This window comes from Candidatus Rickettsiella viridis (assembly GCF_003966755.1).
GTDB classification, from domain to species: Bacteria; Pseudomonadota; Gammaproteobacteria; order Diplorickettsiales; family Diplorickettsiaceae; genus Rickettsiella_B; species Rickettsiella_B viridis.
Genome location: NZ_AP018005.1, coordinates 103,667 through 128,712, shown reverse-complemented (window position 1 = coordinate 128,712; position 25,046 = coordinate 103,667). Strand labels below are relative to the sequence as shown.

Genomic DNA, 25,046 nt, shown 5'->3' with positions numbered 1-25,046 from the left:
GCTATATATAAACCGATGAACCAGAGCCACTCTCGAGTACGTTTTTTCATTTGAAAGAAATCTATTATAATTAATAGTGAATAAATTCTTTTACCTTACCACGGAAAACATGGTAAGAATAAAGCGTATATATCAATAAAATAGGTAATAAAATTGCGGTGCCAACTAATGTAAATTTTAACGTTGAAGGCGCTGCAGCGGCGTCCCAAACGGAAACCGCATGTGGAATAATATAAGGCCATGCACTAATACAAAACCCAATATAAGAACAAATAAATAATCCCATCGTAAGAACAAAAGGTGCCCTTTCTTTTTTACGGTTATAGAGGCAATAGAAGTTATAAAGCACCATAACTAATGTTAAAAGTGGCAACACGGACAAATAGTAAAATTTAGGCGCTGTAAACCAAATTTTCACAACTCTTGGCTCAATAAAAGGTGTCCAAAAACTTACTCCTACCAAGAAGAAAGTAACTAAACCTAACAAAATCTTAGCCGCCTTATAAAGTTGGTCTTGTAATTTGCCCTCGGTTTTGACAATCAACCAGGTTGCACCTAACAGTGCATAACCACAAACAACAGCAAGCCCTGTAAAAACACTAAAGGGTGTCAACCATTGATATGCCGCATGTGAAAGAGGTAAGTGGCTACCATAGCCTTTTACAAAGGTGCCCAAAATAACACCTTGTATAAAAGCAGCTACGGTAGAACCGGCTGCAAAAGCAATATCCCAAACAAATTGACTACGTTGTGCTTTAAAGCGGAATTCAAATGCTACGCCTCGAAAGATCAACGACACCAACAAAATCATAATGGGTATATATAACGTAGGCAATAAAACACTATAGGCTAAAGGAAAAGCCCCATATAAAGCAGCGGCACCAAACACTAGCCAAGTTTCATTACCATCCCAAACAGGTAACACAGTGCTCATCATAATGTCGCGATACTGCCCGTGCTTGATCCAAGGAAATAAAATGCCTATCCCTAAATCAAAACCATCCAGCAATACATACATCATAATAATGAAAGAAATGATCACTGCCCATGTCAAAATTAATAACATCTATTTAACCTCAGGCGCCATGTATTTAAAGGGAGATTCTGTAATAACATCCGTGATTGACTCATGCGGTAAAGGGGCTGGCCCTTTACGTATCACTTTAAAGAGATAAAACAAATAAAAACTGAACACGATGCCATAGACGGTAACCAATAAAATCAAGGAGATAACAACTTGGTGCATAGGAACCGTAGACGCGCCCTGTGAAGTACGAATTAAATGATAGGCAATCCAAGGTTGGCGCCCAGACTCGGTTGTTACCCAACCTGCAATCGTACTCAAAAATCCTAATGGCGCTATAGCAACACAAAAACGATAAAAACTTCGATAATGGAAAAGCCGACCGCGAATGGTTAACCACAAGGCTATCAAGGCCACTAAGAAAAATAATAAACCAATCCCTACCATGACACGGAACATCCAGAAAGTAGATTCTATGACAGGTCTATCTTTAGCAGGCACACTCTTTAAGCCGATTAAAGTACCATCCCAGTGGTGAGTATTAATAAGACTGGCTAGCTTTGGAATACTAATTTCATAGAGATTTTTAGCGTGCTTAACATCAGGAATAGCAAATAAAATTAAAGGTGCGCCTTTTTGTGTTTGCCAATTTGCTTCTATCGCTGCCGTTTTAAGTGGTTGATATTTTTGAACTTTTAGTCCAACCATATCACCTAATAAAATTTGTACTGGCGCAAGAATAATGGCCGCCCCTAACGCGAACGAAAAACAAGTTTTCGCTAGTTCAATATGTTGTTGCTTTAATAAATACCAAGCTGACACCCCGGCAACAGCAAAACACGTTGTCAAATAGGAGGCCATCAACATATGAAAAAAGCTGGGTAACATTGAAGGGTTAAATATAACCGCCCACCAATTGTCTACCACATATTTCCCCGCTTCAACGTGGAACCCGGCTGGTGTTTGCATCCAAGAATTAGCTGCTAAAATCCAAAAAGCAGAAATAGTAGTACCCAGCATCACTAACAAAGTCGCTGTATAATGCAGCTTAGGACTCACTTTATCCCAACCAAATAACATAACGCCTAAAAAGCCGGCTTCTAAAAAAAATGCGCTTAATACTTCATAAGCAAATAAAGCACCTAACACACCTCCGGCTATATGGATAAAAGGCCCAAAGTTAGTTCCTAGCTCATAGGCTAAAACAATACCTGAAACCACGCCCATACCAAAGGTCAATGCAAATATCTTTGTCCAGAATTGGCAAATTTTTAAATAAACTGGTTTGCCGGTTTTTAACCACAAACCTTCCATGATCGACAAAAAGAGCGCTAAACCAATATTGAGCGTAGGGAACAAGATATGAAAACCTATCGTAAACCCAAATTGTGCACGGGACAGTAAAGTGGTATCGATAATCATAGGGAATTAATTACACTAAAAAGGACTTTTTTATTATAACCTATTTTAATACAAACAAATGTGCAAAAAATCAATCTGACCATTGAAAAATACTATTTTAATCAATAGCCGCTTTTTAAGTCTAAGTTTACAAGACCTATCGTCAATATCTGACAAGGAAAGCATTATGTAGTAGGGTATAATAAATGGTTGTGTAATTAGCTGCAGTATAGAAATTTTTATTGGCTAGGAACCTCTACCCTTTTCCATTAAAATATTGTACTGTCTTAAATGTCATAGTCTTTAGTAAGGAAGCTACACTTGAGCACTCATGATCCTTTACGTTTATTTTTCGCCATTGAACTAAACAAAGAGCTGCGCGACGCTTTATCTAAACTGATTGATGAGTTAAAACATGAACCTTGGGGAAATCGTGTTAGATGGGTACACCCAGACAATCTACATGTTACCTTGCGTTTTCTAGGTCCCGCCGAACCTTCTCTTATAGCCGCACTTGCCGAGGGCACACACAAAGCCATAAAAAAATTAAGCCTTTTTTACTGCTATTACATAATATTCGTTTCTTCCCGTCCCCCACGGCACCTCGTGCTATTGCGGCTGATATCATTCCTACTGCGGAGCTTTTTGAGCTGGCCTATTACTTAGAAGAAGTAGCAAGAAGTTTAGGGTTCTCGCCGGAAACAAAACCTTACCTACCTCATTTAACATTAGGTCGAATTGTTCACCACCATACCTCTAATATACGAGAAGAACTTAAATTAAACGCTAGTGCTATGCTAGTAGATAAAATTGTATTATTTGATAGTAAAAAAACGGAATATAACCAAATATACACATCCCTTGCATCTATTCCATTTCAAACAGCCACAGCAACGGTATAGGGATTTAATAATCTTGGCGGAGAGGGTGGGATTCGAACCCACGTAGGATTTGCATCCTCATCCGATTTCGAGTCGGCGCCGTTATGGCCGCTTCGGTACCTCTCCAATCTGTATATTCTTCACATTTGAATTTTTTGCTGCGTTCCCGCTCAATTCGCAATCCTCATGTATGTTTTATACACTCCGGTTGCTCCATTTTCGCGGCGCCTTGCCAAAAATCCAACTGCTGTGAATATATTTATCAAAAACTATCCTTGATGACACGTCTCAATCTGTAGGCGGGTACAAATTAGGCAATTGCCTGGGCTGTGCTGCATTTACCTGAGGGATTATATACCGAGTTTGCTTTATTTTTAAGCTATTTGGTTTTTTCAATGGCCCTGAATCCTGGCTATAGAGATATTGAGATTTACGTGTCTTGAGATAGTTATTGACCGAGCTACAGCCAGTTAAACTAATAATAAAACTTAACATTAATAAAAAAGATAACTTCATAGTGCTTTATTTAAGTAAAAGTCGTCAGGCGGTTTAGCAACGGTTTTAAATTTGTTTGCTGCTCCGATGATAAGGTCGTCAACGGTAAACGCAGATGCGGGGTTGGAATTAGTTTATGTTCTGCTGCTAACCATTTAACTGGAATGGGATTTGTTTCCACAAATAAATCCCCGTAAAAAGGCCGAAGTTGTTGCTCTAATGCTTCCTCCTTGTCCCAATCTGCATTTCTTGCGGTCTCACAAAGCTCGTGCACTGCCTTGGGCAGTAAATTAGCTAATACTGAAACAACCCCTTTGCCACCCAAACGTATAATTTCTAATGCGGCATTATCATCACCACTATAAATATCAATATTGGTACCGCAATATTCAATAATAGCCTTGGCACAAGCAGGTCGCCCTTCTTTTATCCCCACAATGTTAGCAATACCCGCAAGCCTAGAAACCGTTTCAGGCAACAAATCAACGCCCGTGCGCTTTGGGATATTATAAAGAATCTGTGGAATAGGTACTTTTTCAGCAATTGAACGGTAATGCTGGTAAAGACCTTCTTGAGTGGGACAATTATAGTAAGGCGTTACTAGCAAACACGCTTGAACCCCTATTTCCATAGCCTTTCGCGTTTGGTCAATACTACTTTGCGTAGAATTTGTCCCAGTACCCGCAATAACAGGAATACGGCCATGAACTTGTTCTACAACCGTTTTAATAACGTTTTCTTTCTCTTCGGCGCTCAGTGTCGCAGGCTCGCCAGTCGTTCCCATCACGAGAATAGCATCTGTACCTTGTGCAACATGCCAATCAACCAAATGACGTAAACAGAGATAATCAATATCTCCATTTTCACGCATAGGCGTTAACAATGCGACCATACTGCCATGAAACATATCCGATTCCACCTTATTCTAGACGAAGAAAAATACTTCCCGCTGCAAAAATAGAGTCAAGCAAACTTCCAACAATATACTACTGGGGAAGCTTGTAGATAATCAAGTCAGTTCCATTGTAAACTATATCATCAATATACTAACTATTTACAAAGAATCAGCCTTCGTGTAATAAACCTATAAATCTGGTTTAGAAGAGTCAACTTCATGCCTACTGCTACGAACAAATTAAACACGCTAAAAAGCTGGTTAGAGACAGCGTGTTCACTACGCGACTTCGAATTACAACCCTTAGTCAATGAAGCAAGTTTTCGCCAATACTTTCGAGTGCAGATGAATAATAACAGCCATATTGTCATGTTTGCGCCTCCCGATAAAGAAGATATAACCGCATTTATCTCAATTGCTAAAGACTTCACTGGCCAGGGCATCAACGCACCAGAAATTCTTAACTATCATCTAGAACAGGGGCTTATCCTATTAAGTGACCTAGGGAATGATCTGTATTTAAACCTATTAAATACAGAAACCGCGGATGGCTTATACACACGTGCTCTAGCTGTTATTCCCCAAATCCAAGCTTGTGAGCCAAAACTAGCTAATCATCAACCCTTAGGCTTATTTGACGAAAAATTTATTCGTACTGAATTAAACTTATTTCCCGATTGGTTTTTAAGCAAGCACCTAAAACTGAACATAACAGCTCAGTTTAGCGCTTCGCTTGAAAAAATTTTTCAATTATTGATTACTTCCGCTCTTAAACAACCTCGTGTCTGTGTGCATCGGGATTATCATTCACGTAATTTATTATTAATCGATAAAAAAAAAGTAGGTATATTAGATTTTCAAGATGCGATCTATGGTCCTATTACTTATGATGCCGTTTCTTTACTACGAGACGCTTATATTGATTGGCCAGAACCCCACGTTGAAAAGTGGGCATTAAATTTTCGCGATATGCTACTACCCAAGCATTCGCTTTCTAGCGAAGAATTTATTCGCTGGTTTGATTTAATAGGCGTGCAACGACATTTAAAAGTGTTAGGTATTTTTGCACGCCTTTGTTATCGAGATAATAAACCCCAATACCTTGCTAGCACAGACCGCCTTCTACGCTACTTGCAACAGGTCTGTGAAAAATACCCTGAGCTCATTGAATTAAAACACTTATTACCCAATATCCACAATAAACTGAGCGAGACATAAAAACATGAAAGCCATGATACTTGCCGCGGGTCGAGGCTCGCGCATGCGGCCTTTAACAGATGAAATACCCAAACCCTTACTTCCGATTGCAAATAAACCTTTTATTGTGCATCAATTACTAAAGCTAGCCGACGCGGGCCTAAAAGATATTGTGATTAATGTTTCTTATCGCGCAAAACAAATCATAGATGCTTTAGGGAACGGACATCATTATGGTGTAAATCTAGAATACTCCTTTGAACCCTCTGCGCTTGAAACAGGCGGGGGAATTTGCCAAGCACTGCCTTTTTTAGGTGAAGATCCTTTTCTTGTCATCAGTGCAGATATCTGGACAGAGTACCCACTAGAAAAGTTATCACAACATAAACTTGGTTCAGCTCAAGCACATCTCATTTTAGTCGATAATCCCAATTTTCATCCCAAAGGCGATTTTCACCTTTTACCAAATAAATTATTGGATTTGAACGGATTCCCTAAATTTACCTTTGCTAACCTTGGTATTTATCATCCTGATCTTTTTAAAGACTGCAAACCCCAGACCTTTCCACTATCCGATATATTCCATAAACGCATTAATGAAAAAAAAATAACCGGTGAACACTATCGGGGTAGCTGGTTTAATGTTGGAACATTGAGTGAATTAACACGTCTTGATAGCTACCTGAAGCAGGAAAATAAATAGTATGAGGATTACGAATTGAATAGCAACACAGTCGAAAATTCTAGTACGAAGAACATCGCTTTCATTGGCGCAGGCAATATGGCCAATAGCCTCATCCGAGGTTTATTAAATAATGGTTACGATGCAAATAATATTTGGGCAAGCAATACCAATGTAACATTGCTTGATCACTTAAAAAAACTAAAGATTCATACCAGTACCGATAACCGTTTAGTAGCCAACGCCGCTGATGTGCTAGTACTGGCCGTAAAGCCACAGATTCTAAAAGAAGTGGCCACAGAGATGGCCGATCTGATTCGAGAAAAAAAACCGTTGATTATTTCTCTTGCGGTAGGCATCAACTTAAAAACCATTCATAACTATCTACAAGATGCTAGTATCTCTATCATTCGCTGCATGCCTAATACCCCTGCATTGCTAGGCTCCGGCACGACCGGGCTATTTCCTAATCGTCATTGTTCATCCATACAAAAAGATGCTGCTGAAGCGCTATTCCGCAGTGTAGGAATCGTTGTATGGTGCAAGCAAGAAGAAGAAATAGATATCGTTGCTGCCTTATCAGGCAGTGGCCCCGCTTACTTTTTTTTACTCATCGAAGCCTTACAAAATGCGGGTACTGAATTAGGTTTATCTAAAGAAACCGCATCTTTATTAAGTCAGAAAACAGCACTGGGCGCTGCTCGTATGGCAATTGAAAGCGAGGGGAAAGAATCCATAGAGCAATTAAGGCAAAATGTCACTTCACGTGGCGGCACAACCCAAGCTGCTTTAAATGTTTTAGAGCAAGCTAACTTCCGTGAATTAATCAAAAAGGCCATGCTAGCTGCGAAACAACGCGCTGAAGCGCTAGCAGAAGAATTTGAAAACCAATAGCGCTTACTTTAAAAACTTTGTGCTTAACCCTTAACTATTTCTCCAAAGGATTTTATCTCTATAGAACCGGTCCTGCGTCGCGGATTTCTTTACTGACTTCAAACTTCTTAAAGTTATCAATAAATTTAGCGATTAACTCTTTTGTCTTGTAATCATAAGCCGCTATGTCATCCCAGGTTTGCCTTGGATCTAATAAGCAAGCATCAATGTCTTTCAGATTTTTAGGAATAGCAAAATTAAAACCTGGTAAAGTAGTATATTCAGCTGTTTTCATTTCATCGCTTAAAATAGCTTGAATAATGGCGCGCGTTACCGGAATAGGAAAACGCCGGCCTTGGCCATATGCACCACCTGTCCAACCTGTATTCACAAGATAAACGTTTGCATCGCTGTTTTTTAAACGCTTTATGAGTAGTTCCGCATAAACCTTCGCAGGACGTGGAAAAAACGGTGCGCCAAAACAAGTACTAAAAGTTGTTTTAATTGCTTCTGTTTGTCCAACCTCGGTACTACCAACGAGCGCCGTATACCCACTTAAAAAATAATAGGCAGCTTGTTCATGGCTCAACCGCGCTACCGGTGGTAATACACCGTATAAGTCGCAAGTTAAAAAAATGACTGCGCTGGGTAACTGCTCTACACGATTTTCCGGAACACGGAGAGAAATAAAATCCAGCGGATAAGCAACCCGCGTATTTTGTGTCAAGCTAGCATCTTTATAATCGGGCTCTAAGGTGTGAGGATCTAATACAACATTTTCCATCACAGCGCCATGACGTATCGCATTCCAAATAACGGGTTCGCGCTCTTTCGATAAATCAATACATTTAGCGTAGCAACCACCTTCAAAATTAAAGACGCTGTTCTCACTCCAGCCGTGTTCATCATCACCAATTAAATAACGTTCAGGATCGGCCGATAAGGTGGTCTTTCCTGTGCCTGATAAACCAAAAAATAAAGCCACATCACCCTGCTTTCCTACGTTTGCAGAACAATGCATCGGTAAAACATCTGATGCAGGTAGCAAATAATTTAAAACAGAAAACATGGCCTTTTTAATTTCACCCGCATATCGATGACCACATAACAACACTTTACGTTCACTAAGATGAAGCATTAACGTTGCATCGCTATGCACACCATCGCACCGAGGATCTGTTTTAAGACCGGGAAGACTTAGAATAGTCCACTCTGCTTTATTAGCTTTTCCATGAAAATTTTCAGGACGAATAAACAATTGTCTAGCAAATAAATTGTGCCAGGCATATTGTGTGATTACTTTTACCGGCAAGTAGTAGTCTGGATCAGCGCCTACCTGTAGATTAGAAATAAATAAATCAACTTCTTTCGCATAGGATTCGGCTCGCTGCCATAACGCATGAAAATGCTCTTCCGCAATGGGTTGGTTAACCGGCCCCCAATCAATGTCTTTTTCAGTCTTTGCTTCTTGGACAATAAACTTATCTTTAGGCGAACGTCCCGTCCGTTCCCCTGTGCTAACCGACAAAGCGCCATTGGCTGCAATCACGCCTTCTTTGCGTTCAATAGCAAAATTAATTAATTGTTCGACCGTTAAATCAACATAGGACTTACCAGAAACTAAAGTGCCGGCATCAAGCGAAGAAGACATGGGCTTTACTCCACAAATAAACAAAAAATTTGTTTATTTTAACATAAAAAACTGCAAAAATCTGAGCGGTGAATTACATTCTTTGAGCAAAAGAAGAAGCTTGAGATTCTTCACTTGGTTTAGCCTGATCCGGCCTAGACTGCTCTGTCACTGTACGCTCGCTTACCTTAGCAATAACAAGTTTTTTGAATACATCAACAAGTTTAAAGATAAACTCGGAAATCTTATCACCGATAGTCCATTTATTATCAAAAACCAACCTCTTCGCTAACTCTGTTGGCACCGTTAAAGTAATATCGTCTTTAGAGGGTACTTTCATCTCATAAGTACCTGTTTTCTCACAGTAACGAAGTGCATATTGAACAGTCAAAGAAAGCGGTTGCCCCTCAGAAAGCACTAACTCTTGTGCGCCGTCATCATCCTTCGATCTCAGCTTACTTTGCACTCTACGGGAATTCCTATAGCTTTCTAGCTTTTTTTGTTCCTCTTCAGAAAAAAAGCCATGAACCTCTAAACTATTACCTGATGCAATTATATTGAGAGCAGTCTCTGTAGGCTCTAAGCTTAACGATCTGTAAATAATGGTTTCTTTTACAAAAACTTCATCTTGATTAGCTACATCAATAATAAAATGATGATGCTTATCTTTTGACTCTATAGCAGCTCTCCTAAAAAAGTAACCTTCCATCAGGATCCTGGCAGTAAAAAGAGCACCCGACTGATTTAACTCTTGCATTATTACACGTGCTAACTCAGGTCTTTGCTTCATTAACAGATCTATAAATTCATTTTGGTTATTTGTTTTATCTACTTCTGAATCAGATATTTTATGGTGAATTTGAGATTCTCCGTTAATAATAAGCTCAATCTCACTGGTACGAGGAAAATCCACCTTAAATGTTGACCCATCCTCTTTAGATTCATTATAAAAGTTAGGATCATTAAAATATCCATACACTCCATTTAACGGATCTACTATATTTATTTTTTTCGCCAATCTATTACTAGGTGTTGTCATAATAAATTTATCCTTTTTTATTTATCATTATACAGATAATTTTTTAATGTGTCATTAAAAGAACTTGAACTATCGTGTATAAGCCGCGAAAATAGATTAAATTTTTTAGTAGTTAAATCGCTTAATACTATGAACCATCCAAAACCACGTCTACTTTCTGGCGACACCCCTACTGGCAAACTTCACCTTGGGCATTGGGTAGGTTCCCTGGAAACACGTCTTGCTTTACAAGAAAGCTATGAATGTTATTTCATCATTGCTAATGTACATGCATTTACAACTCGCGCCGAGCACCCCACAGAAATCCGCCAGAATACATTAGATATTGCATTGGATTATCTCGCGGTCGGCTTTGATCCTAAACAAAGCAGTATTTTCATTCAATCTGAAGTGCCTGCTATTGCAGAGCTCACATGGTTTTTCAGCATGTTGCTGTCCTTCCCACGTGTCATGCGCAATCCCACGATCAAAGATGAAATACGCAATAAAAATTTAGGTGATAATTACCCTTTTGGCTTCTTATTATATCCTGTAGGGCAAATAGCGGATGTCCTCGCTTTTCGCCCAGAACTTGTTCCTGTGGGCGAGGATCAAGTCGCTCATTTAGAAATGGCTCGCGAATGTGCGCGTCGATTTAATCAACTTTACTGCGGTGTCGATCCACAAACTGAAGACAAAGACTATGTGGCAAAAGGCGGCCTTTTTCCTATCATTCAACCCAAACTAAGCCGTGTAAAACGTTTAGTAGGCACAGGTGCACCTAATAGCGATGGCGTATTGCCAAAAATGAGCAAGTCACTCAACAATGCCATCTATCTAAGTGATGATGCAGATAGCATCGCTAAAAAAATAAGAGGGATGTATACCGATCCGAAACGACTGCGTGCCTCTGATCCGGGCTCTACTGAAAATAATCCTTTATGGATCTTTCATGAAGCGTTTAACCCTGACAAAAAATGGGTTGAGGAAGCTGAGATACAATACCGTCAAGGACAAATCGGGGATAAGGTTTGCAAAGAAAAATTAGTCGAAATATTGGTTGCCTTAACTCAACCCATGCGTGAACGACGACGCTTGTATGAAAACGATCCGGGCGAGGTATTGAAAATTTTACAGCAAGGTACAGAACAAGCCAATGAACTGGCTGAAGATACTTTAATAAAAGCCAAAACTGCCATGAAACAAGATTATTTCAAACGTCAGCTTAAATTAAGCTCACTGCCTTAGTTAGAAGCTATCTTCAAATCCTGGGTCCCAGCTTTCGCCGGGGTAACAAAAGTATCTGCAATAAATCAGACTATTATTTATTTAATGATGTTGTTTCTTTCGCTGCGAACGTTTTTTATGTAATGCCCACAATGTTAGAATAGGTCCGGATATCCCATAACAAAAAAACAGCAAAAAAAGTATTTTAGGCGGATCCAGCGAAATACCAACAAACGCGAGCACTACAAGTAAGATAGCGACGAAAGGAACGCGGCCTTTCAAGTCGATTTCTTTAAAAGAATAGTAACGTATATTACTTACCATCAAAATAGCCGTTAGAATGGCTAACACCGCCGCGGTCATGTCAACGACTTCGCCTGGAATGCCAGAGTCAACACTTAACCATACCATGCTCGCCAAAATACCTGCTGCCGCCGGGATAGGAAGACCTTGAAAGTAACGCTTATCCATCACCAATGCTTGTGTATTGAAACGCGCCAGACGTAATGCACCCGCCGCCGCAAATACAAAGGCCGCCAACCAACCTAATTTACCCAAACTTTCTAAAGACCAGCTATAGACAACCAATGCCGGCGCAACACCGAAAGAAACCATATCGGATAAACTATCTAGCTCTGCACCGAAAGCACTTTGTGTATTTGTTAAACGCGCAACTCGCCCATCAAAAAAATCCATAATCATCGCAATAAAAATAGAAATTGCTGCGTTACTAAAATAACCTTCCATAGCGCTTACTATGGCATAAAAACCTGCAAACAAGCCCGCAATAGTAAATAAATTAGGCAGTAAATAAATACCCCGACGACGATAAATAGTTTGTCTACTTCCTTCTCCATTTTCATTATCCGTATTTTTATCCGTTTCAACCCTAGGTATTGCTTGATCGCTTTGATTAAATGCGAAGAAACCGTCATTTGGATCAAAAATTTCTTTGTTCATACATTAATTCCTTGCAAGGATTTTAATCGATAAAGTATTTCAAGCGCTTCTTTTGGCGCTAAGTGATCGGGCTCAATATGCTCCAACAACTCCAGAACAGGAGAAACCATTATTTTTTCTGGAACAGGAGGGACAGAAAATAATGGTTTTTGAAGCAAATGAGCTTGCTTTTCCAATGATAGTAGTTTTTCCTTTGCACGTTTGATAACAGGGTTAGGAACACCCGCGAGTTGTGCCACGTGTAGTCCGTAGCTTTTATTTGCTGGGCCCTCATTAACCGTATATAAAAATACTATTTTATCTTGGTACTCCATCGCCGTTAAATGGCAATTAGCTATTCCGGCTATTTTTTCAGCAAGCTCTGTCAGCTCAAAATAATGCGTCGCAAACAAAGTATAGGATTTAATTTCTTTTGCCAAATACTCTGCACAAGCAAATGCCAAGGCTAAACCATCAAACGTACTCGTACCCCGACCAATTTCATCCATAATCACCAAACTCTGTTCCGTTGCATTATGCAAAATAGAAGCGGTCTCTGTCATTTCTACCATAAAGGTAGAACGCCCTCCGGCCAAATCATCCGCCGCGCCGATTCGCGTAAAAATACGATCAAGAGGACCTATCAAAACACTATCGGCAGGAACGAAACTCCCGGTCATCGCTAGCAAACAAATCAAAGCCGTTTGCCGCATGTAAGTCGACTTACCGCCCATATTAGGGCCAGTAATAATTAATAAACGTTTCTGTGCTGTTAACTCATTATCATTTGCCACGAAGGGTACATCAATCGCTTGTTCAATAACAAGATGACGCCCTCCTTTGATATGAATACCTGAATCAGCGCTTAAATGCGGACAAACCAATTTAAGTGTCGCAGCACGCTCTGCTAGGCAGGTGAGGACGTCCAATTGTGCTAATGCATTGGCTGTTTGTTGTAAATCAGTAAGATAAACAAGCAGTTTATCCAAAAGCTCCTCATAAAGTCTTTTTTCCAAACTGAGTGCTTTAGAGCGTGCACTCAGCGCTTTATCTTCAAATTCTTTTAATTCAGGGGTAATAAAACGCTCTGCATTGGTTAAGGTTTGTCGGCGGATATAATGATTTGGCACTTGTTTTGCTTGCCCACGACTTATCTCAATGTAGTAACCATGGACACGATTGAAACCAACTTTGAGCGTGCTAATACCCGATTGCTCTCGCTCACGCTTTTCTAAATCAACCAGATATTGTCCTGTATTCTCGCTAAGCGTTTGCAATTCATCTAACTCACTGTGGTAATTTTTTGCAATAACACCACCCTCCCGAATCATGACGGGCGGATTTTCAACAATAGCTCGTTGCAATAAGGAAAATAACGACGGGAATATTTTAATATTGTTACGTAAACTAACAAGGAGATCGTCCGAGGTATTTTTAATGACTGGCAAACAACCCAGCTTATTGTGAATATCAGGCAAACTAGCCAATGCTGAACGTAACTGTTCTAAGTCGCGTGGCCTTGCTGATTTTAAGCCAACCCGAGCAATGATGCGTTCGATATCACCGATGCCTTGTAACACATTGTGTAGCCCTAAATAAGCTTGTGTGTTTAATAAACATTGAATAGCCGTTTGACGTGCTTGAATTAATCCAAAGTTAAGTAAAGGACTATGTACCCAACGGTGTAATAAACGGCCTCCCATAGGCGTAGCCGTCTTATCCATAATCGACATCAGCGTATTGCTTTTTCCGCCTTGTAAATTGGTAGTTAATTCTAAATTACGTCGCGTTGTTGCATCTAAGATAACGCTTTCTTCACGTCTATAGACACGAAGCGGCTGAAGATGAAATAAATTAGTTTGTTGCGTCGCTTTTGCATAACTGAGCAAACAACCTGCAGCCTGAATGGCTAAAGGTAAGTCCTGGCAATCAAAGCCACTTAAATCGCGGGTTTGAAATTGTTGCGTAAGACAATGCGTCGCTGCAGTTAAGTCAAACTCCCAACTTGGTCTACGACGTATGGTCTTATAAGGGCTTAACAAGATGTCTAATTGAAATGCTTCATCAATCAGTAACTCAATGGGACTTAGGCGTGCCAATTCACTCACTAAAGCTTCTTGATTATTAACTTGTAAGATATGAAATTGACCGCTACTCATATCTAAATAAGCTAAGCCAAATTGATCAGCTTTATGTGACAAAGCCAATAAAAAATTAGTTTGTCGTGCCTCTAATAAGGCTTCGTCACTGAGTGTCCCGGGCGTAATAATACGTGTTACTCGCCTTTCCATGGGGCCTTTACCAGAGATTGGATCAGAAACCTGTTCGCAAATAGCAACCGATTCACCTTGCTTAACCAGTTTTGCTAAATAGCTTTCCACGCTATGAAAAGGCACACCTGCCATGGGAATAGCTTGACCATTGGATTGGCCTCGCTTTGTTAAGGTAATATTTAATAATTCGGCTGCTTTAATCGCATCATCATAAAATAACTCGTAAAAATCCCCCATACGGTAAAATAATAACTTATCAGCATAATTTGCTTTTATGCTGAGATATTGGCGCATCATGGGCGTATGTTGCGATAAATCGATTGTATGCTTCATAGTATTAAATAGTGTACCCAATCTGGAAAGTTAATTATACTCTGTAAACTTTTCCTAGGATATTTCTTTATACTGACATAATTTTTAATAAAAAATTTAATCGCAAATTGAAAAACTCGCTTGTTCAAGCGTAGAAAGAGGCGGATTTTTAATAACACGTAAAGCAACTGTCATTTTTTCGGGGCGTGTTGCAACTACTTTTTCTTGAATAAATTGATATAGCTGATAACCCAACGCTTCAATTAATTTAAAAGATCGATCGTCACAAAATGTTTGCAGCTCATCAACGAGCGTGGCATAACAAAGCGTATCATGCAAATTATCGGTGCTACAAACCAAAGGAATCGTTTCAAATCCAAACGTTACTTGTACTAAAACCCGCTGTAGAGCAGAACGCTCCTCTTCTGAGTGGCCTAATTTAACGTCTAAGCGAATATCTTCTAATAATAATTGACAATGCATATGCACCAGGATAACAAAGCAAGCTATTTTTGACTAGGTAGATGCTCTCATGCGTATAAATAAAAGGGTGGTAGCTAACATTGCTTAGCTACCACCCTTGGATTGCACCCAGCCTTCAATCTATTTGATTGTTCGCTTTGTTAACGCGACATTCTTGGAGCAAAAGAAGATAGCAGCTCCGCTTCATGTTTTGCTGCTTCTATCCTGGTATACTCAAGCTTCGCAACCTCAGCCCAAGATAAAAATATAGGTTTTTCTAATAGTTTTGTATCTTTAGCACAATATACTTCCGGCGCAGGTTTATTCGGCCCTGCTTTAAGAAAGAGATTAGTAATCCAATGTGGTTTTGATACTGGAGCAAGAGAACGACAAAAGTTACATATAATCTTTTTATACCCACGCTCTTGCGCAATTTTAATTACGTCAGATGTATCCATCTCCCCTTTAGCTCGAATCACAATCGTATCTACAAGTGGAACAAACCTCACCCCTGGCTTTAATTTTAAAGGATCAGTTTCATAAGCATGCCCATCCTCTCTGCAAGTTTTTGCGATCTCTCTCTGTAGCTGCATATGCTCAGTTACTTTATCCAGAACGTGCCTTAAGTCACCTGTTAATTGGTCGCTGTCAAATTTCGTTAATTCGTAATTATGAATAACTCCGAGAGGTGCGCCCGTTTTCGCGTCGTAGCGGATAGGTGCGCCCGTTATCGCTTGGTAGCCCGAAGTCTCAAAATCATACTTTGCCTGCTCAGAGGTTAGTGTAATACCTTCAAAAGAAACCTCTGCATAAGGAGTAATACAACCTAGCTCTATATTCAATATAGCTTCATGTGGTCCAAGGAAAGAAATAACAGGCATGCCTTTCTTCAAAACAATTTCACCCTCATCCCCCCTGTTGCTAATACTGCCATGTGAGTATATAAGTAGCTCTTCAATCGGCTTTTCTCCATTCACTTTGTTTTTTATTGGATCTGTCAATAAAAAGGCTCCCTGCAGCTCCCCATTTTTTTCTTTCCCTACATGTACTGCTCTAAGATCAATTTCTAGAATTTTATCTCCATTCCTTCCATACTTAGTAGCTCTTATAACACGACGAGATACTTCCCCCGTGTCCTCATTTATTTCTACTTCTCGATACAGTCCTTTAAAGTTTCCTTTATCAACTTCGTCACCGGAACCAACTGGATCTTGAGATGAAACCTCAAAATCTTCGAATTCTAGAACCCAATTACTACCTGAGAAAAAAGTCTCAAGATCAGAGACACGGGTAAAATTAGTATTATTGTTATTATTAGGCATTTTGTTATAAGTGTTTTAGATAATTAAAACAGGAGCTTATAACAAGAAAATTAAACCATCCTTAACGTAAAATTAAATGATTATTAACAAATAATATTTGTTTTTTAAACTTTACGCCTTGTTCAGGGAGATAGGAAAGCAAAGAAAAAACAAGAAAAGAACGCTAAATTGACACTATAGAAGGTAAAGCAAAGAAAAAACCCGCTAATTTACTAAGTCAAACAATATTATAAGAATCCTGAGCCTGAGCCGATTACCCGAACGACAAGCTCAAGATCCACAAAACAAAGCCTATTTATAATTATTTTTCCATTGGCGAAGATAAGCAAATGCTTCAGCCGGTAAATCAAATTTCTTCCCCCGGTGCCTTTCAACACGTGATAAAATCTCTGTCTTATCGCAACGTAAAAAAGGATTAACCAATCGCTCCGTAGATAATGTGCAGGGAAGACTAGGTAAGTTTTTTTGGCGTAATTCACGAACCCGCTCTAAATATTCCTTAACATGAACGTTGTTGGGCTCAAGCATTTGCGCAAAATTCAGATTATTCAGCGTATATTCGTGACCACAATAAATCTGTGTTTCATCCGGCAATTGCGAAAGTTTATTTAAAGAATCCAACATTTGTTCAGCAGTCCCTTCAAACAGTCGACCGCATCCCGCAGAAAATAGCGTGTCTCCGCAAAAAAGTAAATTATCCCCGTAATAAGCGATATGGCCCAGTGTATGGCCAGGGATGGCTAAAACCTTAAACGTAATGGGCCAATTATTTAATTCAACCGTATCTCCCTCATCTACTGGATTGGAAACGCCTGCTATTTTTTCTTTCGCCGGCCCAAATACAGGCGCCGAATGATCTTTTAAAATCGCTTTTATGCCATTGGTATGATCCCAATGATGGTGCGTAATAAATAACGCGTCTAGCGAAAGATTTGAACGTTTAAGGAACCCTAAAACAGGTTTTGCCTCACCTGGATCAACGATAATACAATGGTTAGTCTCATCGTTAATCAGACACCAAATGTAATTATCTTTAAATGCCAAAATAGGTTGTACTTGAATAGCCATATTGTCTCCAATTTTTTTATTTATAGGGCATCTATATCTCTACCAAACCCACTTTATACTCTTCGCACTTGAACTTTCAGCGGCGTTGCCGCTCAATTCGCAATCCTCATGTATCATGTATACACTCCAGTTGCTTCATTTTCACGGCACCTTGCTAAAAAGCCCATTGCTGTGAATATACTTCAGTAAAATGTAAGCTAGATTAATTAAAAAATACTTATTTTCTTGAACGCCGTGCCTCTGCTTCTTGTCGCCGACGGTCACGTCGATCGCCCGCTTCTTGGTAACGCCGCTTTTCATCTTCTGTTTCTGCGATAACCTGCGGAACAGATGTTTTAACCCCATTCTCATCAGTAGCCACAAAAGTAAAATAAGCAGAAACCATATGACGCCGATCACCCGTACGGTAATCTTCAGCCAAAACCCGAACACCTACTTCCATCGAAGTCTGCCAGCTGCGATTAATAGATGCTTGGAAAATCAAAATATCTCCTCGTTTGGCTGGCTTTAAAAAATGCATCGCATCAACGGATGCAGTAACACACGATTTCCCACTATGACGTTCGGCCACAACAGACGCGACTCTATCCAGCGTTGCCATGATTAACCCCCCAAAAACCGTCTCCGTTGAGTTAAGATCATTAGGAAATATTTTATAGGTATGATCATGAATCGCCGATACAGAGACGGGTTTAGCAGCTTGCGTTATCATGGGTAGCCCCTATTCTAATTTTGTTAAAGATTCTGGCTATTATAACCACAAGATGCATTGACAGCACTTTTATATACATACCTAGCAACAATAGCCTCATTTCTAAGGAGAGATTACCCGATTAGTTTGGCCCTTAACAAGATATATCTATTTTATTAAATAGAAGCAGCGGCAAATAACCCTACTTCTCAATTAAAATGATAAGAAGTGCTGGCCACAGCCTCTGGCGCCATCTTTAGTTTGATTTCTGTTTCAACATTCAGTGTTTGTCGATCATTAGGTGCTAAGCTTAACGCCTGCTTAATATCTTGCCGCGCTTTGTCGTAACACGTTAAAGCTAACCAACTTTGCGCACGTCTACGATACGCCGCTGCAAACGTCGGATCTAACGCCAGACTTTTTGTATAAAATGTAATGGCTTTTTCATAGTTTTCTTGTAAATGATAAATAATGGCTAATTCGTGATAACTACGATAATGATTAGGTTGTTTTTTTTGTATCACTTCTAAAATAGAAATGGCTTCTTCATAACGACCCAAGGATCCCACATTATTAGCTAATTTCATCTGATAGAAAAAATCACACTCTTGCTTATCCTTCGCCGCAGGAAGTAAATGTGTAGCAATCAGTTCAATATAATTAGTCTCTTGAACAGCCTTAAAAATAATCGGTAAAATTAAATTAAGGTGGGCATAGACTTTATGCAAGGTAGAAGGATCAACTTCTAAACTTAGATCAGCTTGCTTACTCGTCGATGAAATTTGGCTTAAGCGATGATCTTTACAAGATAATTTTTTAGTTTTTTTCACCATCGGTAATTCAGGCAACTTCCAATAAGCACCTATAGGCTGAAATGAATAACGACCTTCGTTTTTAAGGATAAGAAATAATACCCGCATGGTTGCATCATAATCAGTATTACCCTTCTTTATGGGCTTAGAAGCCTCATAAGATTCTACTAAAAACAAAGGGTTATCCGAATTTAACCATGTTTGGTAGCACAGCATAGATATCCCATAGGACTCTTTTAATTTACTCTCTATTTTTTCAGAAAAAAACGCTTTAGATGCCAAAGGGTCTCTATTTTTTAGCTTAAAAAATCTATCATTAGCCACTATAGGCAATAAACGTAACATCAGCTCACTTTGATCTCTCGCGAGTAAAAAACGTAATATTTCATCTAGCTTCTCACGTTGAATCGTAATAACACCTTTACCCTCGTGGGAATCACCTATCTTTAATACGATATAGTCACTTTTTATCGCTTGGCAAATTTGTTGTGCGAGTGTTGATGTATATTGCCGGGGAAAACTAAGTGCTTTTGGACGGTACGCTTTTGCTTGAATTGGTAAAGCCAAGTGCATTAAAATTTTATCATCGAGGATAGTTTGTAAAGTCGGATCGTCATCTAGCGCTAAAACATGCTCTGGCGCAGTTTTTATACTCGTGCCTGCATAAATACCTGAATAAAAATCTAATTTGCGAAAATCATTGTGTTTACTCTCTGTTAAAGAATTCAAAAAACCAACATATCCACTATCATCCTTACTAGATGGAATACCCGGAAAACTATTAATATAGACTGAATTAATTATCTTTTTTAAATTGTCTTATAATTTAGCTTTTAAAAAAAAACCAGGTAAATTCCTCCCATAACCAAACAATTCATTGTAGCCCGAGGTTCCTGATTGAAAGCCACGACCAAACTCTAATATTTTTATCTGCTCATGTTCATTAACTTTTAAATCAACCACATAATAAAAAATAGCCGCTTTTTCACGGTCTTTACAATCTTTTTTTAATCTATCCGCCTGAAGATTTGGCATGTTAAATCCTTTTAACAAAATTTTTCAATTCAAAAATTTATGTATAAATACTAATTTATTAACCCAGTAAACTCAAGATAATACGCGTCCTATACCTTCACCAAACTGTACCTTACTCTGTAACGCAAGATGATCCGACCATTGCATACGATTTGCAGCAAATAAAACAATAACCGTTGAACCTAATTGGAATTGACCTAATTCTTCGCCTTTAGCAAGGGAAACTGTATTTTCAACATAATGCCAATGACGAATTTGCCGTGTCTTTGCCGGCGTAATCACACCCTCCCATACAGTACTCATGCTAGCCACCAACATAGCGCCGACCAAAATAACCGCCATAGGCCCTATGGGCGTTGAAAACAGACAAATAACTCGCTCATTTCTAACAAATAATTGAGATAACTGCTCCGTTGTTTCGGTATTAACGGAAAATAGCCGTCCTGGCACATAAATCATTTCTTGCAGTGTACCCACAAAAGGGCTATGTACACGGTGATAGTCTTTAGGCGAAAGGTAGAAAGTAGCAAATTTCCCTTGTTGAAAGCGTGAAGCCAAGGACATAGAACCGCCTAACAAGGCTTGCAAACTGTAGTTAATTTTTTTTGCCTGAAGAAGTTGCCCTTCCCGTATATCGCCAAACTGACTGACACAACCATCAACAGGGGAAACAATAATCTCAGACCCAGAATCAATAGGACGCTTTTCTGGTTTTAAAGCGCGGGTGAAAAATTCATTAAAATGGCTATAATCATTAGGGCTTTCTTTTAAAGCCAAACTCATATCTACTTGATAATCCCGAATAAAATTTTTAATTAATCTGTTTTTTATCCAAGGCTGCTTACAATGCGCGACCCACCCCGCAAATCGGGATAACCCGTGTTGAGGAAGAAAAGACTGGAATAAAGTTCGCAAAAGACACCCCTTATCTAGATAGGTAATTTTATAATTAATCACTTAGACCTGCTTAAGGCGCTTATTTTACTTCTTATTGATGGATATTTAAATGACATACTCACAGCAATGGGATTTTCGGCAAGGCGCCGCGAAAATGAAGCAACCGGAATGTATTTATGATACATGAGGATGGCGAATTGAGCGGCAACACCGCCGAAAATTCTAGTGCGAAGAGTACGGATGTATTAATTATTGGAGCCGGCCCTACCGGCTTAATGATGGCATGCCAACTGCTACGATTCGGCATTAACTTCCGCATTATTGATAAGCAAAAAGATCGTGCGCTTGAATCGCGTGCCTTTGCTATTCAAGCAAAATCCATGGAGATTTTTCAAAATTTGGGTATCTCTGCAGAGTTCCTTAAAGTCGCACGTACTGGAATGGAGTTCGCTTTTTTTTATTAATGGAAAAAAACAAGTTGGCGTAAATTTTTCTAAATTTCCTCAACAAAACACGCCTTTTCCATCTATCTATTTTCTTCCACAAAGCGAAACTGAGGGTATTTTGACGGAATTTTTAACGAAAAAAAATAGTTTTATTGAAAGAGAAAAAGAGTTCATTACTTTTTCACAAGATAAAAACGGTGTAATTGCAAAAATAAAAAACTGTCTTAGCGGAAAAATAGAAGAAATAGGTTGTGCTTATATTATAGGATGTGATGGAGCACATAGCGCCGTCCGCCACACACTTAACTTTTCTTTTGAAGGTGCTGCCTATAAACAAAGTTTCATTTTAGCGGATGCAACGATTGAGTGGCGTTTTTCCTCAGACAAATTTTTATTTTTTTTAGGAAAACAGGGTATCTTTGTGCATATTCCACTGACTAAAACATTCAGCCGCATTATGTTGGCACGACGCGCTGATCCCTCTTCATCAGGAAAATTACCGACTCCAAATATCAATGAAATAGAAATTGCAGCCCATCATATTACTCAAACCCCTGTTAAGCTCATCAATCCTATTTGGCTATCGCAATTTTATCTACACCATCGTGGCGTACAAACTTATTGTCAAAAGCGTGCTTTTCTAGCTGGCGATGCAGCGCATATTCACAGCCCTGTCGGCGGGCAGGGTATGAATACGGGAATCTAGGACGCCACAAACTTAGCCTGGAAACTGGCATTAGTCTTGAAAAAAACAACGTCAACACAACTTTTAATGAGCTATGAAACAGAGAGACATCGCATAGGGAAAATCTTATTAAAAACCACTGATCGTTTTTTTTCCTTGATGACAACTAAAAACTATTTAGTTTCTCTGCTACGCAATCTATTTTTACCTTTTTTTATAAGATTTATTTTTGCAAAAAAACATGCCGAGCAACGTTTATTTTGGTTTATGTCACAATTGAATATTCATTATCATGCTAATAAATTTATATTTGAAATTACAAAAAATGCCGATATTGCGTTTAAGAAAGGCCCACATGCCGGCTACCGTGCGCCTGATGCACCCATCAATACCTCTAACCTCTTTTCTATGTTGCGAGAAAAACCTTTTAATCTACTTTTACTGCAACGAGACAAAACACCATACGCTGATTCAGAAAATTTAAAAGCCCTAGCCGATATCCATCCCGATTGGCTACAAATTCACCATTTTCAAGCCACATCAGACAATGAGGTGCTCTTCCAACGTTATGGTGTTACTTCAGCCGCCATTTATATCATCAGACCAGATGGGTATATAGGATTCCGCTCCTATGGCCTCGACTTAATTTCAGCAAATAATTATTTAAAGCGCTTATTTGGGAAATAACAAGTAAATTACTCTATTTATGCTAGATTATAACTATTGCTTGTTGACTGCTGTTTTTTTAACCTTCGTATTAATAAAAATTTGGGTAATTCACTATGTTTAAAAAATCATGGCTACTCATTTCTAGCCTTTTTTTTATCTACTCACAAAGCTGGGCACATGAACTCATTGAATTAAAAAGTAAAGTAGGATTATTTACCCTTAACCCTGCAACCTTAGCCATCTCCCTAAGCCCTATTGATAGCTCAGAAAAAATTGATCTCACAAAAGATGATTACCTTTTTGATAAAGTAACTGAACTAAAAAATAACTCTAAAGAAGCACAGTGGAACTACCCGAACCTTAAAATGCAAGTTAAAGTCACTGTAGATGATGAAGGATTGAAGTTTTTATTGACTACCAACAAAGAACAAAGCCTACAGTGGCCAAACATGGGCTTAAGCCCACTAGCAAATGCTTTAATTATTCCAGAGGGTGAAGGCTTATATATCCCCAATCATAATTTATTTTGGCTTAAAGAGTTTAAAAAATACCCTGATTTATCATTAAGCATGCCATTTTGGGCCATTCAATACAACGTTGGGACTATCAGCACTATCATGGCGGATCACGATGTCAATACCGAGACGCATGTTAAACAAAAAAACGCTCAACTTTACTTAAGCAATACCCATCAGTTTTTAAAACGTGATCATTTCCCTGCTTATGAAATATCTATCCATTCTACTGGTAATTCACCGATTAGCCCTGCGTTAGATTATCGCCATTTATTGATAGAACAAAATAAATTTGTTTCACTGAAGCAAAAAATACTGGAGAACGCAAATGTTAATAAACTATTGGGCGCTTTTCACGTCTGGGTTTGGGGTGATGGAAAAAGTATAGACATGTTACGAAAATTTGATGCCTTAGGCATTAAACATCTCTGGATCGGTTACGATGCAACACCGATTAAAAATGGATTTAATATTGATAAAACTTATATTGTTACCGCTGAAAATATGGGTTATTTAATTGCACCCTACGATAGTTTTGATAACGCACAGAATCCAAAAACTTCCGATAGCATGACGTCAAACTGGCCCAATCATTTGTGGCCCAAAGCCTGTATTCGCAGTAAAAATGGCAGCCTCTTAACTGGCTTTGCAAACCGTGGCTGCTATTTAAGTGCCGAAGCCCTACGCTTAAGAGAATCCAAAGAAAAAAACATAGCGATGCATCTCGATACGATGCTAAGCAAAGGTGACAATAGCCTTTTCCTAGACTGCGATGCCGCTGCACCATTATATGAAGATTACTCAAAGCAGCATCCCATGACACGGTTACAAGATTTAGAAGATCGTGTTGAACGCATGCGTTATATCAGTAGCACTAAAAAATTAGTACTCGGTTCTGAAACAGGGTTAGCCTGGTCTAACGCGGTTATTGCCTATAATAATGGTGGGTTTCTAAGTTTTTCACAGGCATTTTGGCCTTATCTAAAAGATAAAAAACAATTTGGTGCTTGGTGGCCTAATACAAAACCTACTGTTTTATTCAAACCTTATCAGGCGCCGTATGAACTTATGCATGCCGCTTATGACCCGCGTTATCGGCTTCCACTCTATGAAGCTGTTTTTCATGATTCTGTCATTTCTACCGACCGTTGGGAGCTCAACGAATTAAAAATTCCTACCCTTAAAAAAACAAAGGCTTTATTACAAAATCTTTATAACGTTCCACCTATTTGGGTATTAGACAAAAAAACCTTAGAAGACAATGAAAATTACTTTGTAGAATACTATCAATTTTTTTCACCCCTCCATCAGATGACCGGTTTAGAGCCTTTAACAGAATTTAAATGGTTAACGACAGATCACTTAGTTCAACAAACACAACTCGGAAATCGACTTATACTAACCGCAAACTTTTCAAAAACAACTTTTGAAGGAATAAGGCCTGATTGCATTCAAGCACAATGGAAAGAAGATGGTAGTCAACACCTATTTTGTCCGAACAATTATTCAAATAAAAAATAAATCACCGTTAGCTACGCAAGCTTAAGATCTAATTTTATTTATAGTTTAATTTAATATACAATACGGGTATTCTACA

Annotated in this window: 22 protein-coding genes, 1 tRNA gene and 1 pseudogene; 9 read left to right on the top strand and 15 right to left on the bottom strand. The window is 38.9% G+C overall.

Translation table 11 applies throughout. The annotated features are described in order from the left end of the window. Nucleotides 1-70: 70 nt before the first annotated feature. Both cydB and DMP02_RS00630 read right to left on the bottom strand, forming a co-directional pair. Nucleotides 71-1,066: a cytochrome d ubiquinol oxidase subunit II gene (gene cydB / locus DMP02_RS00635; RefSeq protein ID WP_126322192.1), complete on the bottom strand. Its 996-nt coding sequence runs from the start codon at nt 1,064-1,066 to the stop codon at nt 71-73. Then, the gene (locus tag DMP02_RS00630) at nt 1,067-2,446 is read right to left on the bottom strand and encodes a cytochrome ubiquinol oxidase subunit I (RefSeq protein WP_126322191.1); all 1,380 of its coding nucleotides are present in this window, start codon (nt 2,444-2,446) and stop codon (nt 1,067-1,069) included. It abuts the gene before it with no gap. A 300-nt stretch (nt 2,447-2,746) separates the two neighbouring features. Here DMP02_RS00630 and DMP02_RS07295 point away from each other — a divergent pair, with 300 nt between their 5' ends. Continuing rightward, nucleotides 2,747-3,091 carry a 2'-5' RNA ligase family protein gene (locus DMP02_RS07295; RefSeq protein ID WP_232019578.1) on the top strand — a complete coding sequence of 115 codons (345 nt, stop codon included), beginning with the start codon at nt 2,747-2,749 and terminating at the stop codon, nt 3,089-3,091. Next, entirely contained in the window at nt 2,986-3,327 is a 342-nt protein-coding gene (locus tag DMP02_RS07290; protein ID WP_232019648.1) for a 2'-5' RNA ligase family protein, read from the top strand. Before DMP02_RS07295 ends, DMP02_RS07290 begins: the two co-directional genes overlap by 106 nt. Before the next feature lie 14 nt (nt 3,328-3,341). Here DMP02_RS07290 and DMP02_RS00620 read toward each other — a convergent pair. Further along, nucleotides 3,342-3,432 (bottom strand) — tRNA-Ser (locus DMP02_RS00620). Nucleotides 3,433-3,832: 400 nt separating this feature from the next. Next, nucleotides 3,833-4,708, bottom strand: coding sequence for a 4-hydroxy-tetrahydrodipicolinate synthase (gene dapA, locus DMP02_RS00615; protein ID WP_126322190.1), 876 nt, complete (start codon nt 4,706-4,708; stop codon nt 3,833-3,835). 207 nt (nt 4,709-4,915) lie between these two features. Between dapA and DMP02_RS00610 the strand changes: the two genes are divergently transcribed. The 3 genes from DMP02_RS00610 to proC are packed head-to-tail and all read left to right on the top strand — an operon-like array spanning nt 4,916 to nt 7,469. Next, a complete protein-coding gene (locus DMP02_RS00610; protein ID WP_126322189.1) occupies nt 4,916-5,914 on the top strand; it encodes an aminoglycoside phosphotransferase family protein in 999 nt (332 codons plus the stop codon). A 4-nt stretch (nt 5,915-5,918) separates the two neighbouring features. Then, complete coding sequence (murU, locus tag DMP02_RS00605) at nt 5,919-6,596, top strand: N-acetylmuramate alpha-1-phosphate uridylyltransferase MurU (protein ID WP_126322188.1); 678 nt, start codon at nt 5,919-5,921, stop codon at nt 6,594-6,596. 15 nt (nt 6,597-6,611) lie between these two features. Further along, nucleotides 6,612-7,469 (top strand): pyrroline-5-carboxylate reductase, encoded by an 858-nt coding sequence (proC, locus tag DMP02_RS00600; protein WP_232019577.1) that lies wholly within the window; start codon nt 6,612-6,614, stop codon nt 7,467-7,469. A 58-nt stretch (nt 7,470-7,527) separates the two neighbouring features. Here proC and DMP02_RS00595 read toward each other — a convergent pair whose 3' ends face one another. Then, on the bottom strand, nt 7,528-9,099 hold the full coding sequence (locus tag DMP02_RS00595) for a phosphoenolpyruvate carboxykinase (protein WP_126322187.1): 1,572 nt from the start codon (nt 9,097-9,099) through the stop codon (nt 7,528-7,530). A gap of 73 nt (nt 9,100-9,172) precedes the next feature. Beyond that, entirely contained in the window at nt 9,173-10,117 is a 945-nt protein-coding gene (locus DMP02_RS00590; RefSeq protein ID WP_126322186.1) for a hypothetical protein, read from the bottom strand. A 129-nt stretch (nt 10,118-10,246) separates the two neighbouring features. On the opposite strand from DMP02_RS00590, the gene trpS reads away from it, so the two are divergent. Continuing rightward, nucleotides 10,247-11,344 (top strand): tryptophan--tRNA ligase, encoded by a 1,098-nt coding sequence (trpS, locus tag DMP02_RS00585; RefSeq protein ID WP_126322185.1) that lies wholly within the window; start codon nt 10,247-10,249, stop codon nt 11,342-11,344. An 81-nt stretch (nt 11,345-11,425) separates the two neighbouring features. On the opposite strand, the gene pssA is transcribed toward trpS, so the two are convergent. From pssA to asd, 9 genes are all read right to left on the bottom strand, one after another. Beyond that, nucleotides 11,426-12,283, bottom strand: coding sequence for a CDP-diacylglycerol--serine O-phosphatidyltransferase (gene pssA / locus DMP02_RS00580; protein ID WP_126322184.1), 858 nt, complete (start codon nt 12,281-12,283; stop codon nt 11,426-11,428). Continuing rightward, the gene (gene mutS, locus DMP02_RS00575) at nt 12,280-14,868 is read right to left on the bottom strand and encodes a DNA mismatch repair protein MutS (protein WP_126322183.1); all 2,589 of its coding nucleotides are present in this window, start codon (nt 14,866-14,868) and stop codon (nt 12,280-12,282) included. Before mutS ends, pssA begins: the two co-directional genes overlap by 4 nt. Nucleotides 14,869-14,964: 96 nt before the next feature. After that, nucleotides 14,965-15,330 carry a dihydroneopterin aldolase gene (locus DMP02_RS00570; protein WP_126322182.1) on the bottom strand — a complete coding sequence of 122 codons (366 nt, stop codon included), beginning with the start codon at nt 15,328-15,330 and terminating at the stop codon, nt 14,965-14,967. A gap of 140 nt (nt 15,331-15,470) precedes the next feature. Continuing rightward, nucleotides 15,471-16,631, bottom strand: coding sequence for a putative adhesin (locus DMP02_RS00565; RefSeq protein WP_126322181.1), 1,161 nt, complete (start codon nt 16,629-16,631; stop codon nt 15,471-15,473). 291 nt (nt 16,632-16,922) lie between these two features. Beyond that, the gene (gene gloB / locus DMP02_RS00560) at nt 16,923-17,699 is read right to left on the bottom strand and encodes a hydroxyacylglutathione hydrolase (protein ID WP_126322180.1); all 777 of its coding nucleotides are present in this window, start codon (nt 17,697-17,699) and stop codon (nt 16,923-16,925) included. 217 nt (nt 17,700-17,916) lie between these two features. Next, nucleotides 17,917-18,411, bottom strand: coding sequence for an acyl-CoA thioesterase (locus DMP02_RS00555; RefSeq protein ID WP_126322179.1), 495 nt, complete (start codon nt 18,409-18,411; stop codon nt 17,917-17,919). A 188-nt stretch (nt 18,412-18,599) separates the two neighbouring features. Further along, nucleotides 18,600-19,931: a tetratricopeptide repeat protein gene (locus DMP02_RS00550; RefSeq protein ID WP_126322178.1), complete on the bottom strand. Its 1,332-nt coding sequence runs from the start codon at nt 19,929-19,931 to the stop codon at nt 18,600-18,602. A 90-nt stretch (nt 19,932-20,021) separates the two neighbouring features. Continuing rightward, nucleotides 20,022-20,237 carry a hypothetical protein gene (locus tag DMP02_RS00545; protein ID WP_126322177.1) on the bottom strand — a complete coding sequence of 72 codons (216 nt, stop codon included), beginning with the start codon at nt 20,235-20,237 and terminating at the stop codon, nt 20,022-20,024. Between the two features lie 72 nt (nt 20,238-20,309). Continuing rightward, complete coding sequence (gene asd, locus DMP02_RS00540) at nt 20,310-21,152, bottom strand: archaetidylserine decarboxylase (protein ID WP_126322176.1); 843 nt, start codon at nt 21,150-21,152, stop codon at nt 20,310-20,312. A gap of 158 nt (nt 21,153-21,310) precedes the next feature. Here asd and DMP02_RS07420 point away from each other — a divergent pair, with 158 nt between their 5' ends. The 3 genes and pseudogenes from DMP02_RS07420 to DMP02_RS00520 all read left to right on the top strand — a co-directional run bounded on the left by DMP02_RS07420 (nt 21,311) and on the right by DMP02_RS00520 (nt 24,970). Beyond that, complete coding sequence (locus tag DMP02_RS07420; protein ID WP_126322175.1) at nt 21,311-21,598, top strand: FAD-dependent monooxygenase; 288 nt, start codon at nt 21,311-21,313, stop codon at nt 21,596-21,598. Next, nucleotides 21,489-22,952 (top strand): annotated as a pseudogene (locus DMP02_RS07285) (FAD-dependent monooxygenase). Before DMP02_RS07420 ends, DMP02_RS07285 begins: the two are co-directional and overlap by 110 nt. A 95-nt stretch (nt 22,953-23,047) precedes the next feature. Then, the gene (locus DMP02_RS00520) at nt 23,048-24,970 is read left to right on the top strand and encodes a glycoside hydrolase (protein WP_126322172.1); all 1,923 of its coding nucleotides are present in this window, start codon (nt 23,048-23,050) and stop codon (nt 24,968-24,970) included. Nucleotides 24,971-25,046: the final 76 nt, after the last annotated feature.

Bases quoted from the DNA above. Each gene is read 5' to 3' on its own strand.
- cydB (WP_126322192.1), bottom strand. From the start codon at position 1,066: ATGTTATTAATTTTGACATGGGCAGTGATCATTTCTTTCATTATTATG.
- DMP02_RS00630 (WP_126322191.1), bottom strand. From the start codon at position 2,446: ATGATTATCGATACCACTTTACTGTCCCGTGCACAATTTGGGTTTACG.
- dapA (WP_126322190.1), bottom strand. From the start codon at position 4,708: ATGTTTCATGGCAGTATGGTCGCATTGTTAACGCCTATGCGTGAAAAT.
- DMP02_RS00610 (WP_126322189.1), top strand. From the start codon at position 4,916: ATGCCTACTGCTACGAACAAATTAAACACGCTAAAAAGCTGGTTAGAG.
- murU (WP_126322188.1), top strand. From the start codon at position 5,919: ATGAAAGCCATGATACTTGCCGCGGGTCGAGGCTCGCGCATGCGGCCT.
- DMP02_RS00595 (WP_126322187.1), bottom strand. From the start codon at position 9,099: ATGTCTTCTTCGCTTGATGCCGGCACTTTAGTTTCTGGTAAGTCCTAT.
- DMP02_RS00590 (WP_126322186.1), bottom strand. From the start codon at position 10,117: ATGACAACACCTAGTAATAGATTGGCGAAAAAAATAAATATAGTAGAT.
- trpS (WP_126322185.1), top strand. From the start codon at position 10,247: ATGAACCATCCAAAACCACGTCTACTTTCTGGCGACACCCCTACTGGC.
- pssA (WP_126322184.1), bottom strand. From the start codon at position 12,283: ATGAACAAAGAAATTTTTGATCCAAATGACGGTTTCTTCGCATTTAAT.
- mutS (WP_126322183.1), bottom strand. From the start codon at position 14,868: ATGAAGCATACAATCGATTTATCGCAACATACGCCCATGATGCGCCAA.
- DMP02_RS00570 (WP_126322182.1), bottom strand. From the start codon at position 15,330: ATGCATTGTCAATTATTATTAGAAGATATTCGCTTAGACGTTAAATTA.
- DMP02_RS00565 (WP_126322181.1), bottom strand. From the start codon at position 16,631: ATGCCTAATAATAACAATAATACTAATTTTACCCGTGTCTCTGATCTT.
- gloB (WP_126322180.1), bottom strand. From the start codon at position 17,699: ATGGCTATTCAAGTACAACCTATTTTGGCATTTAAAGATAATTACATT.
- DMP02_RS00555 (WP_126322179.1), bottom strand. From the start codon at position 18,411: ATGATAACGCAAGCTGCTAAACCCGTCTCTGTATCGGCGATTCATGAT.
- DMP02_RS00545 (WP_126322177.1), bottom strand. From the start codon at position 20,237: ATGCCAAATCTTCAGGCGGATAGATTAAAAAAAGATTGTAAAGACCGT.
- DMP02_RS07420 (WP_126322175.1), top strand. From the start codon at position 21,311: ATGATACATGAGGATGGCGAATTGAGCGGCAACACCGCCGAAAATTCT.
- DMP02_RS00520 (WP_126322172.1), top strand. From the start codon at position 23,048: ATGTTTAAAAAATCATGGCTACTCATTTCTAGCCTTTTTTTTATCTAC.